This is a genomic window from Paraburkholderia sp. BR14320 (assembly GCF_040948665.1).
GTDB classification, from domain to species: Bacteria; Pseudomonadota; Gammaproteobacteria; order Burkholderiales; family Burkholderiaceae; genus Paraburkholderia; species Paraburkholderia youngii.
The window spans coordinates 14,826-28,468 of the sequence record NZ_JBFPKG010000033.1; the positions used below are offsets into that span (position 1 = coordinate 14,826).

13 protein-coding genes are annotated in these 13,643 nt (G+C 61.6%); all 13 read left to right on the top strand.

Annotated elements, in window-relative coordinates:
• Window positions 1-160 precede the first annotated feature (160 nt).
• The 13 genes from rfbB to AB3X89_RS26135 all read left to right on the top strand — a co-directional run bounded on the left by rfbB (window position 161) and on the right by AB3X89_RS26135 (window position 13,643).
• Window positions 161-1,222, top strand: coding sequence for a dTDP-glucose 4,6-dehydratase (gene rfbB / locus AB3X89_RS26075; RefSeq protein ID WP_368585864.1), 1,062 nt, complete (start codon window positions 161-163; stop codon window positions 1,220-1,222).
• 10 nt (window positions 1,223-1,232) lie between these two features.
• A complete protein-coding gene (rfbA, locus tag AB3X89_RS26080; RefSeq protein WP_368585865.1) occupies window positions 1,233-2,126 on the top strand; it encodes a glucose-1-phosphate thymidylyltransferase RfbA in 894 nt (297 codons plus the stop codon).
• Window positions 2,111-2,662 carry a dTDP-4-dehydrorhamnose 3,5-epimerase gene (rfbC, locus tag AB3X89_RS26085; RefSeq protein ID WP_368585866.1) on the top strand — a complete coding sequence of 184 codons (552 nt, stop codon included), beginning with the start codon at window positions 2,111-2,113 and terminating at the stop codon, window positions 2,660-2,662. Before rfbA ends, rfbC begins: the two co-directional genes overlap by 16 nt.
• 9 nt (window positions 2,663-2,671) lie before the next feature.
• On the top strand, window positions 2,672-3,583 hold the full coding sequence (gene rfbD / locus AB3X89_RS26090; protein WP_368585867.1) for a dTDP-4-dehydrorhamnose reductase: 912 nt from the start codon (window positions 2,672-2,674) through the stop codon (window positions 3,581-3,583).
• Window positions 3,584-3,745: 162 nt separating this feature from the next.
• A complete protein-coding gene (locus tag AB3X89_RS26095) occupies window positions 3,746-5,170 on the top strand; it encodes a UbiA family prenyltransferase (RefSeq protein WP_152850844.1) in 1,425 nt (474 codons plus the stop codon).
• 3 nt (window positions 5,171-5,173) lie between these two features.
• Window positions 5,174-6,502: an FAD-dependent oxidoreductase gene (locus AB3X89_RS26100; RefSeq protein WP_368585868.1), complete on the top strand. Its 1,329-nt coding sequence runs from the start codon at window positions 5,174-5,176 to the stop codon at window positions 6,500-6,502.
• Entirely contained in the window at window positions 6,499-7,239 is a 741-nt protein-coding gene (locus AB3X89_RS26105; protein ID WP_152850842.1) for an SDR family oxidoreductase, read from the top strand. The genes AB3X89_RS26100 and AB3X89_RS26105 overlap by 4 nt, the downstream gene beginning before the upstream one ends.
• Before the next feature lie 79 nt (window positions 7,240-7,318).
• Complete coding sequence (locus tag AB3X89_RS26110) at window positions 7,319-7,738, top strand: GtrA family protein (protein WP_368585869.1); 420 nt, start codon at window positions 7,319-7,321, stop codon at window positions 7,736-7,738.
• 57 nt (window positions 7,739-7,795) lie between these two features.
• Window positions 7,796-9,466 carry a DUF6311 domain-containing protein gene (locus AB3X89_RS26115; protein WP_368585870.1) on the top strand — a complete coding sequence of 557 codons (1,671 nt, stop codon included), beginning with the start codon at window positions 7,796-7,798 and terminating at the stop codon, window positions 9,464-9,466.
• A 187-nt stretch (window positions 9,467-9,653) separates the two neighbouring features.
• Window positions 9,654-10,736 carry a GDP-mannose 4,6-dehydratase gene (gmd, locus tag AB3X89_RS26120; protein WP_193727360.1) on the top strand — a complete coding sequence of 361 codons (1,083 nt, stop codon included), beginning with the start codon at window positions 9,654-9,656 and terminating at the stop codon, window positions 10,734-10,736.
• Between the two features lies 1 nt (window position 10,737).
• The gene (locus tag AB3X89_RS26125) at window positions 10,738-11,637 is read left to right on the top strand and encodes a GDP-mannose 4,6-dehydratase (RefSeq protein WP_368585871.1); all 900 of its coding nucleotides are present in this window, start codon (window positions 10,738-10,740) and stop codon (window positions 11,635-11,637) included.
• Between the two features lie 115 nt (window positions 11,638-11,752).
• Complete coding sequence (locus tag AB3X89_RS26130) at window positions 11,753-12,214, top strand: hypothetical protein (RefSeq protein ID WP_368585872.1); 462 nt, start codon at window positions 11,753-11,755, stop codon at window positions 12,212-12,214.
• Between the two features lie 13 nt (window positions 12,215-12,227).
• Window positions 12,228-13,643 carry a mannose-1-phosphate guanylyltransferase/mannose-6-phosphate isomerase gene (locus AB3X89_RS26135; RefSeq protein WP_321576734.1) on the top strand — a complete coding sequence of 472 codons (1,416 nt, stop codon included), beginning with the start codon at window positions 12,228-12,230 and terminating at the stop codon, window positions 13,641-13,643.

Sequence of the window (13,643 nt, forward strand, 5' to 3'; positions counted from 1 at the left end):
GTGGACAACCGTATAATCGGGTCATCATAAGAATAGCGTCCGAGCGTTTGCTTGCGCACAAGCGAATGCAACGGATTGCTGCAGAATCGGAAACCATTACGCATCGTGAGAAGGTCGGCGAGTCGATTTCGGGCGCCGCTCACACCCACAAGGGAATTACATGATCCTCGTAACGGGCGGTGCCGGATTTATCGGCGCCAATTTCGTGCTCGACTGGCTGAATGCGTCGGACGAAGCGGTGCTCAACGTAGACAAACTGACCTACGCCGGCAACCTGGGCACGCTGAAGTCGCTACAGGGCAATTCCAAACACATTTTCGCGCGCGTCGACATCTGCGATCGCGCCGCGCTCGACGCGCTATTGGCCGAACACAAGCCGCGCGCCGTGCTGCATTTCGCGGCCGAGAGCCATGTGGATCGCTCGATTCACGGTCCGGCCGATTTCGTGCAGACCAACGTGGTCGGCACCTTCACGTTGCTCGATGCGACGCGCAGCTACTGGAACACGCTGGGTGAAGCGGAGCGTGCCGCATTCCGCTTCCTGCACGTGTCGACCGACGAAGTGTTCGGCTCGCTGTCCGCAACCGATCCGCAGTTCTCCGAAACGACGCCTTATGCGCCGAATAGCCCCTATTCGGCGACCAAGGCCGGCTCGGATCACCTCGTGCGTGCCTACCATCACACGTATGGCCTGCCGGTGCTGACCACCAACTGCTCGAACAACTACGGTCCGTACCAGTTCCCCGAAAAACTGATTCCGCTGATGATCGCCAACGCGCTCGGCGGCAAGCCGCTGCCGGTGTATGGCGACGGGCAGAACGTGCGCGACTGGCTGTACGTCGGCGACCATTGCAGCGCGATCCGCGAAGTGCTCGCGCGCGGCACGCCGGGCGAGACGTACAACGTCGGCGGCTGGAACGAGAAGAAGAATCTCGAGGTCGTGCACACGCTGTGCGACCTGCTCGACCAGCAGCGTCCGAAGGCGGCGGGCTCCTATCGCGACCAGATCACCTATGTGACGGATCGTCCGGGCCACGACCGCCGTTACGCGATCGACGCCCGCAAGCTCGAGCGCGAACTCGGCTGGAAGCCGGCGGAAACGTTCGAGACGGGGCTCGCCAAAACGGTCCAGTGGTATCTCGACAACCAGCAATGGGTCGACGAAGTCGCTTCGGGCGAATACCGGAAGTGGGTAGAGACCAACTACGCGCAGCGCGCGTAAAGGCACGGCAATGGCGCGCAAAGGCATTATTCTCGCGGGCGGTTCGGGCACTCGCCTGTATCCGATCACGCACGTCGTCTCCAAGCAGCTGCTGCCGGTGTACGACAAGCCGATGATCTACTACCCGCTGTCCACGCTGATGGTGGCGGGTATTCGCGACGTGCTGATCATCTCCACGCCGCAGGACACGCCGCGCTTCGAGGCGATGCTCGGCGACGGCAGCCAGTGGGGCATGAACATCCAGTACGCGGTGCAGCCGTCGCCGGATGGGCTCGCGCAGGCGTTCATCATCGGCCGCGAGTTCGTGAACAACGATCCGTCGGCGCTGATTCTCGGCGACAACATCTTCTACGGCCACGATCTCGCGAAGCAGCTCGAACGCGCGGACGATCAGACCGAAGGCGCCACCGTGTTCGCATATCACGTGCAGGACCCGGAGCGCTACGGCGTGGTCGAATTCGACAAGCAGTTCCGCGCGTTGTCGATCGAGGAAAAGCCCGCCAAGCCGCGTTCGAACTACGCGGTCACCGGCCTGTACTTCTACGACAGGCAGGTCTGCGACATCGCCGCGGACATCAAGCCGTCCGCGCGCGGCGAGCTCGAAATCACCGACGTGAACTCGCGCTACCTCGCGAACGCGGCGCTCAACGTCGAGATCATGGGCCGCGGTTACGCGTGGCTCGACACCGGCACGCACGACTCGCTGATCGAAGCCGCGACCTTCATCGCGACGCTGCAGAAGCGCCAGGGTCTGGTGGTCGCGTGTCCGGAAGAGATCGCGTACCGGCGTCAGTGGATCGACGGCGAGCAACTGCTCGCGCTCGCCAGGCCGCTCGCGAAAAATGGCTACGGCCAGTACCTGCAAAACATTCTGACGGATCGAGTCGCATGGCCATCCAGGTAACCCCAACCTCGCTGCCCGAAGTCAAGATCATCGAGCCGAAGGTGTTCGGCGATGCGCGCGGCTTTTTCTTCGAAAGCTTCAATGCGCTCGAATTCGCCGACAAAGTCGAGCCGGGCGTCGAGTTCTTGCAGGACAATCACTCGCGCTCGGCTCGCGGCGTGCTGCGCGGTCTGCACTATCAGATCCAGCATGCGCAGGGCAAGCTCGTGCGCGTGGTCGAGGGCGAGGTGTTCGACGTCGCCGTCGACATCCGCAAGAGTTCGCCGAACTTCGGCAAGTGGGTCGGCGTGACGTTGTCGGTGGAGAACCACCGGCAGCTGTGGGTGCCGCCCGGTTTCGCGCACGGCTTCGTCGTGCTGTCGGAGTCCGCGCAGTTCCTGTACAAGACCACGGATTATTGGTTCCCGGAACACGAGCGCAGCATCGCGTGGAACGATCCGGCGATCGGCATCGAATGGCCGATCGACTTCGAGCCGCTGCTCGCGGCCAAGGATGCGGCGGGCAAGCGTCTCGCCGACGCCGAAGTCTACGCATAAGGGGATCGCATGAGCGCACACCACGCGACACGGACGATTCTCGTCACCGGCGCAAACGGCCAGGTCGGCTATGAGCTCGCTCGCACGCTGCAAGGGCTCGGCAACGTGGTGGCGGTCGATCGCACACGGCTTGATCTGTCGAACCTCGATCAGATTCGCGCAGTGGTGCGCGAGCTGCGTCCCGCGCTGATCGTCAATCCGGCCGCGTACACGGCGGTGGACAAGGCCGACGAGGAGCGCGAGCTGGCAATGCGCATCAACGGCGAAGCGCCGGGCGTGCTCGCCGACGAAGCGAGAAAGGTCGGCGCCGCGCTGATCCACTATTCGACGGACTACGTGTTCAACGGCGCCAAGGAAGGCGCGTACGTCGAGGACGATCCGACCGATCCGCAGAACGTCTACGGTGCCAGCAAGCTCGCGGGCGAGCAGGCAATCGCGGCGAGCGGCGTCAATCATCTCGTGTTGCGCACCAGCTGGGTGTACGGCACGCGCGGCAAGAACTTTCTGCTGACGATGCTGCGGCTAGGCGCCGATCGTGCCGAGTTGAAGGTGGTGGCCGACCAGTTCGGCGCGCCCACGTGGTGCAACACGATCGCGACGCTGACCGCGCATCTGTGCGCGCAGGGCTTCGCCGCCGAAGACGGCGTGAAGTGGTGGAACGAGCGTTCCGGCATCTATCACCTGTGCGCGGGCGGCTCGACGTCGTGGCACGGCTTCGCGTCGGCCATCTTCGAACTCGCGGATTTGCCGAACAGGCCGAACACGCTGCCGATTCCGGCCGCGGACTACCCGACGCCCGCAAAGCGCCCCGCCAATTCGAGGATGTCGAACGACAAACTGGCGCGTGTGTTCGGGCTCGCCGCGCCGCATTGGAAGGAGGCGTTGAAGTTGTGCCTGTCGCGCGACGAGCGCCTCGCATAATGCGGGCGCCCATGTTGCCAACCCTATGCCGGGAAGGGCGGTGTAAATATCACTCGGCGAACGAGATCCTTGTTGGCCGCCAGCGATTGCCATCATTCGGGGAGTGGGGGAGCGGAAGAGCGTTTCGCGTGATCACACTTTTCTCTGTTTAGGCCCGCTCAAATGAGTCAAAAGCCCCTCGTAGTCGATCTCGACGGAACGCTGATGCGCTCCGATGTGCTGATCGAAAGCGCATTCGCATTTTTCAAAGCCGCGCCTCATCGTTTTTATGAGCCGCTGCTCTGGCTGTTGCGCTTTGGCAAGCCTGGGCTCAAGTCGCGTCTCGCGCAGACGACCAATATCGACGTGACGGTGCTGCCCTATGACGAGACGGTCCTGGACTGGCTGAAGCAGGAGCGCGCCGCCGGTCGCCGCCTCGTGCTTGCCACCGCGAGCCATGAGCGCTTCGCGCATGCGATTGCCGATCACCTGAGTCTGTTCGACCAAACCTTCGCGACCAATGGCAACGTGAACCTGAGCTCGCGCAACAAGCGCGATCGGCTGGTCGCGGAATTCAGCGAAAAGGGCTTCGATTACGCCGGCAATTCGCATGCGGACGTTCCCGTGTGGGAGGTTGCCGACCGCGCCTACGTGGTCAACCCATCGGTCGGTGTCGAGCGGGTCGCGCGCAGGCGGGGCAACGTCGAGACCGTCATCGAGACGCGTCCGCCTCGCACCCGGGTGTGGGCGAAGTCACTGCGGTTGCATCAGTGGCTCAAGAACCTGCTGATTTTCTTGCCGCTGTTGGCCGCGCACGAGGCAACGTCGATGCATCTGCTCGCCATGGCCGCCCTCGGTTTCATATCGTTCGGGCTGTGCGCATCGAGCGTCTACCTGCTGAATGATCTGCTCGATCTCGAGGACGATCGGCACCACCCGACCAAGCGTCGGCGCCCGCTCGCGGCAGGAACCTTGCCGCTATGGCAGGGCGCGATGTTGTTTCCGGTTCTATTGGTGATCGGGTTTGGAATCGCCCACGCGTTACTGCCGTACCGATTCACCTTGGCGCTGATCGCCTACTACGCGCTGACGCTCGCCTACTCTTTCTATCTGAAGCGGCACGTCATGGTGGACGTCGTGGCGCTCGCTTGCCTATACACATCGCGAATCGTGGCGGGGAGCGCGGCCATCGATGCACGGCTGAGCTTCTGGCTGCTCGCTTTCTCGATGTTCATTTTCCTCAGTCTCGCCCTGGTCAAGCGCTTTGCCGAACTGCACCTGCTGCAGGCGCGCGGGCTCGTCACGTCGCGGGGCCGAGGATATGTGGCGGGTGATCTTTCGCTGGTCTCATCGCTCGGAGCGGCGGCTGGCTATCTATCCGTGCTGGTGCTGGCGCTGTATATCCAGGACGCCAACACGCTTTTGCTGTATCGCCATCCCCAGTTCATCTGGCTGGCCTGTCCGCTTCTGCTCTATTGGGTCAGCCGTATCTGGATCATCGCCCATCGTGGTCAGATGCACGACGATCCTGTCGTTTTCGCCGCCAAGGATCGAGGTAGCTGGGCCGTCATCGGGTTGTGCGCTGTCGTGTTCTGGCTGGCCATCTGAAACATGGCGCACGTTCAGTCCTGGGGGCTTTATCCCTATGCGCCGCAGAATCCGCACACACCGGCGTGGCGCGACGGCGTAGCGCCAGCCTGGCGCTCGGCGGCGTCGGCTAGCGGCACGACGCTCGGATTCGGCCAGGGCCGCAGCTACGGCGACAGCTGTCTCGCGTCCTCGGGCCAGGTCGTGTGCATGCGGGGTCTCGATAGGCTCATCGACTTCGACGCGTCGAGTGGCGTGCTGCGCGCCGAGGCGGGCGTCACGCTGGAGACGATTCTCGAGCTCGCGATTCCGCGCGGCTGGATGCTGCCGGTCACGCCGGGAACCAAATATGTGACGCTTGGTGGCGCTGTGGCCAACGATGTTCACGGCAAGAACCATCACGTCCGAGGCACCTTCGGCCGTCATGTGCGCCGCTTCGGCCTGTTGCGCAGCGATGGCAGCGAGCGCGAATGCGCGCCCAGAAACGCGACGGACGCCGAGCCCGATTTTTTCGGTGCGACTATCGGCGGACTGGGGCTCACGGGACTGATCACGTGGGTCGAGATTCAACTGATGCGAATCCGCACGAGCATGATGGATGTATCGAGCATCCGCTTCGACAATGTCGACGAATTCTTCGTCCTGTCCGAGCGCCTCGATCCGCATCACGAATACAGCGTCGCGTGGATCGATTGCCAGAGCCGTGGCGCGGCGCTCGGACGGGGGATTTTCATGGTCGGCGATCATGCGCCGGAAGGGCCGCTCGCAGTCGAGCGCCGCAAAAAGCACACGGTTCCTATCGTCTCGCCCGTTCCTGTGTTCAACAAACTGACGCTGCGTCTTTTCAACGAGGCGTATTATCGCCGCCAGGCCGCTGGCGAGACCAAGGCGAAGGTCGGATACGATAGCTATTTCTATCCGCTCGACGCGCTACTGCAGTGGAACCGCATCTATGGACGCTCCGGCTTCCAGCAATATCAATGCGTAATCCCGCCAGATTGCGCGCGCGCGGCGATACGCGACGTGCTCGATGCGATTTCGCGCAGCGGCACCGGCTCCTTTCTTGCCGTGCTCAAGCGCTGCGGTGATCTTCGGTCGCCGGGGTGGCTTTCCTTTCCACGGGAGGGCACTTCGCTGGCGCTCGACTTCCCGCAGCGCGAGGCGTCCAACCGGCGCCTGTTCGATACGCTCGACGCGATCGTCCGCGCGAGCGGTGGACGTCTGTATCCGGCAAAGGATGCGCACATGTCGGGGGAGGATTTCCGCGCGGCCTACCCGCGGTGGACCGACCTGGAGACACTGAGGGATCCTGCTTTGCTTTCTCGATTCTGGGAACGAACGACTCGCTCATGAAGAACATCGTCATCATTGGAGCCACTTCGGCCATCGCTTCGGCCTGCGCGCGTGCATGGAATGGACCGGGTGTACGCTTCGCGCTGGTCGCCCGCAACGCGCGGCGCCTTCAGGAAACCGCCGACGATCTGAAGGCGCGCGGCGCCGGGTTCGTTAGCTGCCACCAGTTGGATATCGACGATCTCGGCGCGCAGGAGGCGGTCGTGCAGGCATGCCGGGCCGCTCTCGGCAGCATCGACATCGTGCTGGTTGCGCCGGGCACCTTGCCCGATCAGCGCGAATGCGAGCGCGACGCAGCCGTCGCGGTGCGCGAGTTCACGACGAACGTCGTTTCGGTGATCGCGCTACTGACGCGTTTCGCTAATATCGTCGAGGAACAGCGCAGCGGCACATTGGCGGTGATCGCCTCGGTCGCCGGCGATCGTGGACGTCCGTCGAACTACCTTTACGGCAGTGCGAAAGCCGCACTTGCCACGTTCTGCGAAGGACTCAATGCACGCCTGAAAAAGGTCGGTGGACATGTGGTGACGATCAAGCCTGGCTTCGTCGCTACACCGATGACGCAGGGCCTGCCGTTGCCCAAGCCGCTCGTGGCGACACCGCAGGCTGTGGCCGCCGACATCGTGAAGGCCGTGGCGCGTCACCGCGACGTGCTGTATACCCCGTGGTTCTGGGCGGGCATTATGCTGATCATTCGCTCGATTCCGCGCCGCATCTTCAACCGGCTGTCGCTGTAATGGAAGCCGGCCGGCGGGCCAGTCGCGCTCGCGCAGGCCGACCGCTTTCAGACAGTCGATAGATCAACGCAACGATACCGTGAATTCATCGGCCAAACCTCTCGCCACCCCCCACCTCGTCATTCTTTATGCAGTCTTCGCGGCCCTGTCGATCGTCGTGAACATCGGCCTGCAAAAGCTGTCGCTGATTGTGTACGAGGGTCCTTTCGACGTCATGCTCTCGGTGGTGGTCGGCACCGGAGGCGGTCTCGTACTGAAGTTCGTCCTCGACAAGATCTGGATTTTTCGCTACCGCCACAATAATCTTTCGCATGGGGTGGCGAGCTTCTTTCTGTATTCGTTGATGGGCGTGGCGACCACGTTCATCTTCTGGGGATTCGAGTTTGGCGCCGACGCCATCTTTCATTCCGAGCCGGCACGCTTCCTCGGCGGCGCCATCGGCCTGACGATCGGCTATGTCGTGAAGTACCGACTCGACAGGCGGTTCGTCTTTGCCTGATGCAAGCGTGCGGCGGCGCCCCGCATCCGAATCATCGTCACTGGACGTCTTCGATCCATGTCCGTCGATTCAAGACCGAATGGCCTCGTCGATGCGCCCGCACCCAAGCGTGCGCCGCGCGTATCGCTCGATCTCGTCGCGTACGCGCTGCTGTTGGCGGTATCGGTATTCATCTTTGACGGTTGGATGGGTCTGTCGGCATTGCATCCTTCGCATCTCGAATGGTTGTACCTCGGCGACTACCGGAGGAATCTGGCCGCGCTCAACCTGTTCCGTAGCTCGTCGTGGCAGTTTCCGCTAGGACATATCGAGACGAGCGATTTTCCGGTGGGCGCAAACATCGTGTTCATGGACGGTAACCTGCTATTGGCGATCGTCACGAAGTTGCTCGCGCCGTTCCTCGGCCCGGCGGCGCAGACCTACGGCGCCTGGGTTTATCTGTGCGCGTTGCTGCAATTCTGGTCCATTTATTGGGCGCTGAGGCAGCTCGCAGTCTCATCGGTGTGCGCGTTCCTGGGCGCGCTGTTGATCGGGCTTCTGCCGACGTTTTACTACCGGGTAGGCCATCTCAACCTGTTGCCGCATTTTCTGATCATCATCGGTTGGGGCACGCTTCTGTCCGCGTCGATGACGTCTAGCGACCGGTTGCGCGTTTTTCTCGCGCTAATCGTCTTTTCGGTATTCACGCACTTCTATTTCACGCCGCCTCTCGTGCTGATGGCGGTGCTGACACAGTGGCGTGCATGCAGCTACCGCGCCGATACGGCAACGCTGCGCTTCGTTGCGCGTCAGGCTTGCATCATTCTCGCGCTCATGCTGTCGGCAATGTTCGCGGCCGGCTATTTCCAGCATTTCCGTGATGACAGCAGCGGCTTCGGCTTCTACTCGATGAACCTGAACGCGTTCATCAATCCGCTAGGCGCAGACGGAGAAGATACGTCGAGGTATGTATCGACGCTGCCGATCGGCACTGCCGGACAGTACGAGGGTTATCAATATCTCGGTCTCGGCCTCTTGCTGTTCGTCCTGATGGCGGGGTTCATGCTCGGGCGCCGGATCGTTGCAGGCGTCGACGCACCCGTCTGGTCGCTATGGCTGGCGCTGACGATACTGAGTCTTTCGAATCAGGTCTATCTGGGCTCCTCGCTGGTGTTCGGAATCGAGCTTCCACGCGCGTTAATGGGGCTGGTGTCGCCCTTCCGCGCCTCGGGGCGCTATGGATGGTTCGTGGTCTATCCGGTTTTGCTCGTCGTATTCTCGAACCTCTACCGGCATGTGCGCGCCCGATCGAGCGGATCGTGGCGGTCCGGCATCACCGTGTTCGCGCTCGTCGTCGCTCTGCTCACTGTCGTGCAATTCGAAGATATCAGGTCGGTATTGGTCCTCAGGCGTGGCGCGCCCCCGCCGACGCTGCCGGCCGGGGTTGCAGTGGCCAGGACGGTGGCAGCGTACGTGTTGGCTAGCGGCTTCAGAGGGCCGATCTTTATCGACGTCCCGGACATCGAAACGAACAAGGATGTATTTGCGCCGCTCACTGCCGAGCTGGCAGGGCGGCGCGTAAGCATTTCTCCAGCGCCGAATGTGCGCGAGAACCTGCGCTATTCCCGCCGGGATCACATCCAGGACACGCTGGACGCGCACGGGCTCGTCATCACCCAGTCTTGCGAGCGCGCGCTTACCGCCAGGAAGATCGAGCTTCTGCCAGCGTGGTGCGCGTTCGCGGGCTGAGTGACGGACTCGGTGCCGGGGCGAATCGCATGCTCGTCGCGTGTCAGCGTGCCGGCGGATTCGGTCCCGGAGCCGTCCATCGATACCCAGCGGAATCGGTCGGCAGCTGGCACGTGCGCCGTCCGCGACTATCTCGGCGCCCCGGCAGGGTTGCCCCGTCGGCTATAATCGGCGTTCATTATTACCCATGCTCAACGCGGGGACTTGCGTGAGCGGCTTACTGAAGGAGAAGGACTTGACGAGCGCTGTGGTGACTGGCATTACCGGGCAAGATGGTGCGTATCTGACGCAATTGCTCCTCGAACGTGGCTACGACGTCTATGGCACGTATCGGCGTACCAGCTCGGTCAACTTTTGGCGTCTCGATGAAGTGGGTGTATTGCAGCATCCGAAGCTTCATCTGGTCGAGCACGACCTGACCGATCTCGGCGCAACGATTCGCCTGCTCGAAATGGCCAAGCCGCGCGAGGTGTATAACTTGGCGGCGCAGAGCTTCGTCGGCGTGTCGTTCCAGCAGCCGGCCACTACGGCTGAGATCACCGGTGTCGGGGCGCTGAACGTGCTCGAGGCGATCCGCATCGTCGATCGCTCGATTCGCTTCTATCAGGCGTCCACCTCCGAAATGTTCGGCAAGGTGCAGGCGATCCCCCAAAAGGAAGACACCCCGTTCCATCCGCGCAGTCCGTACGGCGTAGCGAAACTTTACGCACACTGGATCACGGTCAATTATCGCGAGTCTTACGATATTTTTGGCTCGAGCGGCATTCTGTTCAATCACGAATCGCCGCTGCGCGGCCGTGAATTCGTCACACGGAAGATTACGGACTCGGTCGCCAAGATTTCGCTCGGCAAGCTCGACGTGCTGGAACTCGGCAATATCGACGCGAAGCGCGACTGGGGTTTCGCGAAGGAATACGTCGAAGGCATGTACCGCATGCTGCAAGCCGACGAGCCGGACACCTTCGTTCTTGCGACCAACCGCACTGAGACCGTGCGCGATTTCGTATCGATGGCCTTCCGTGCTATCGGCACGGACATCGAGTGGCGTGGCAAGGCGGAGAAAGAAGAAGGGCTCGACGTATCCAACGGCAAGGTACTGGTGCGTGTGAATCCGGAGTTCTATCGTCCGGCGGAAGTCGATCTGTTGATCGGCGACGCCACCAAGGCGAAGGAAAAACTTGGCTGGACGCCACGCACTACGCTCGAAGAGTTGTGCACACTGATGGTCGAGTCGGATCGGCGCCGCAACCAGATTGGTTTCTCGTTCTGATATGCCTATGCGCCGCGTCTTGATCACAGGTGCCCATGGCTTTACGGGCGCTTATCTTCGCGAGGAACTGCTGAGCGCCGGGTATGAGGTGACGGGTACCTGTGTCGGCGATCTTCGGCAAGGAAGCGAGCTGCAGCTCGACATCACGTCGCTCGACGATTGCCGTCGCGTGATCGAGGCGGTCCGCCCTGATTGCATCGCGCATCTGGCTGCAATCAGCTTCGTCGCGCACGAAGTGACACTCGACATGTACCGGGTCAACGTGCTTGGTACGCTCAATCTGCTTCAGGCCTGCGCCGACGTCGGCCACCGGCCGGACAAGATTCTGATTGTCAGCAGCGCGAACGTCTATGGCAATTCCGGCGGCGTGATCGACGAAGGTGTGATCCCGGCGCCCATTAATCATTACGCGGCCAGCAAGCTTGCGATGGAGCATCTGGTCAAGACGTGGTTTGACCGGTTGCCGATCGTGATCGTGCGTCCGTTCAACTACACCGGGCGTGGCCAGGCTGAGCGTTTCCTGATCCCAAAGATCGTTTCGCACTTCGTCAAGCGACTGCCTGTCATCGAATTAGGCAATCTGGATGTGGCGCGCGACTTTTCCGATGTGCGCACGGTCGCGAAGGTCTATCGCGGACTGCTGGAGTCGAATGTCGAATCCGAGGTAGTGAATGTGTGCAGCGGCAAGCCTTATACGCTTCAGCAAGTGCTCGAGGCAGTGAGCGAGGTCTCCGGACACCAGCTCGAGGTGCGTGTCAATCCGGCGTTCGTTCGGGCCAACGAGGTCAGAGTCCTGGTGGGTTCGACCGAGAAATTGCGTCGTCTCGTGCCCGGCGTGCAGCCATTCGACTTTTCCGAAACCATCAAATGGATGGTTGGCGGCGAAGACCCGCGATTGTAAGCGCCAGCGCTGCCTGGCGAGCGCCCGCGCTGGGGAAAGCCAGCAGCGTCTGCCCCGTTGGCGGGTGGCTGGCGCTAAACAGTGCGGACTCATACCATTGCGGCCGTCACGCCGGATGGTAGGCAATCTGGATTCCAGCGCACCGGGGGCATCGCTGCAGATGCCGAACCGTCATTCGCAACAAATTCGAAACACCGTTCAATTGCGGGATGTGGATGCCACCATGTCACGCCTCCAGTTCATGGGCCTAGGTATGCGGGCCGACAACGGAACGCATCATTCACTGTTGAGCGTGGCGACGTTCGTCGAAACCGGGCGCGGCGGCACGACTCGGCCCGTTATTTACCGCTGCTCGGGTTTCTGCCGCTTGCAATTTGTAGCATTGCCACGCTCCGCCAGTGTCAATGCGGCCCTACAATCCCTTCGCTGTGTTCAGCGCCCTACGCCGTACGATAGAATGATCAATTCGTTCGAGGTTAAAGCGGCCGAATGTATGAACCTGGTTTGCGCAACGCGCACCCGTCAAACCCTTGGCCGCACCAATATCAAGACTGCGAAGCGCCGCTTCCAAAGTTGACAGAGAGGAATTTGTGAGTTTGACACCTATCATCCTATGCGGAGGTGCGGGATCCCGACTGTGGCCGGTCTCCCGTGAGCTGCACCCCAAGCCTTTCATTCGTCTTTCGGATGGACAAAGTCTGCTGCAGAAGGCTTTCTTGAGGGCTGTCGCTCTGCCGCATGTGAATGAGGTTCTGACGGTCGCGAACCGCGAACTCTTTTTCAAAGCCGAGGACGAGTTCCGCGAGGTGAATACCGACAATGTGGCCGCGTCGTTCATCTGCGAGCCTTTCGGCCGCAACACCGCCGCTGCGATTGCGGCAGCCGCTCTCCATATCGCCGGGAAGAAAGGCCCGGACGCGGTCATGCTCGTGCTGGCCGCCGACCACCTCATCTCCGACCAGGCCGCTTTTGCGGCTGCCGTCGAGCGCGCAACGGCGCTCGCGCAGGAAGGTAAAATTGTAACGTTTGGTATCCAGCCTGACCGGCCCGAGACGGGTTACGGATACATCGAGGCGGACGGCAACGCGGTCGTGCGTTTTATTGAAAAGCCGCCGCTTGAAACGGCGCGCGAATATGTGGCCTGCGAGCGTTTCTTGTGGAACTCGGGAATGTTCTGTTTCACCGCTGCCGCCATGCTGAGCGAGATGCGTCGACACTGTCCGCAAATCGTCGAGGCGGTCGACGCTTGCATGAAGGTCTCCCGCATTTCCGAGGGCAACGGCTGGACGCAGGTTCAACTCGAACCGAAAACCTTCAGCGCCGTACCGGATGATTCCATCGACTACGCAGTCATGGAGAGTTGTGATAAGGCGGCGGTCGTACCGTGTTCTATCGGCTGGAGCGACATCGGTTCATGGACCGCGCTCAGCGATCTGTGCAAGCCCGATGGCAACGGCAATCGGGTAGAAGGCGATGCGATGCTGCACGACGTCGAGAACTGTTATTTGATGAGCCGCGAAAGGGTCATCGGTGCGGTGGGTGTACAAAACTTGATCGTGATCGATACGCCGGATGCGCTGCTCGTGGCGGACCGGGACCGTGCGCAGGACGTTCGTCACATCTATTCGAAACTCAAGGCCCGCGGCCATGAGGCGCACAAGTTGCATCGCACGGTACATCGGCCATGGGGTACTTATACGGTCCTCGAAGACGCGTCGCGGTTCAAGATCAAGCGCATCGAGGTCAAGCCGGGCGCCAGTCTCAGCCTGCAGATGCATCATCATCGTAGCGAGCACTGGATCGTCGTCAGCGGCATGGCGAAGGTGACCAACGGCGAGAACACGCTATTCGTTTCGACCAACGAGTCGACGTATATTCCTGCCGGCCACAAGCATCGCCTCGAGAACCCTGGCGTGATCGGTCTCGTGATGATCGAGGTGCAGAGTGGCGAATACCTCGGCGAGGACGACATTGTCCGCTTCGAGGACGTGTACGGAAGGGCCTGA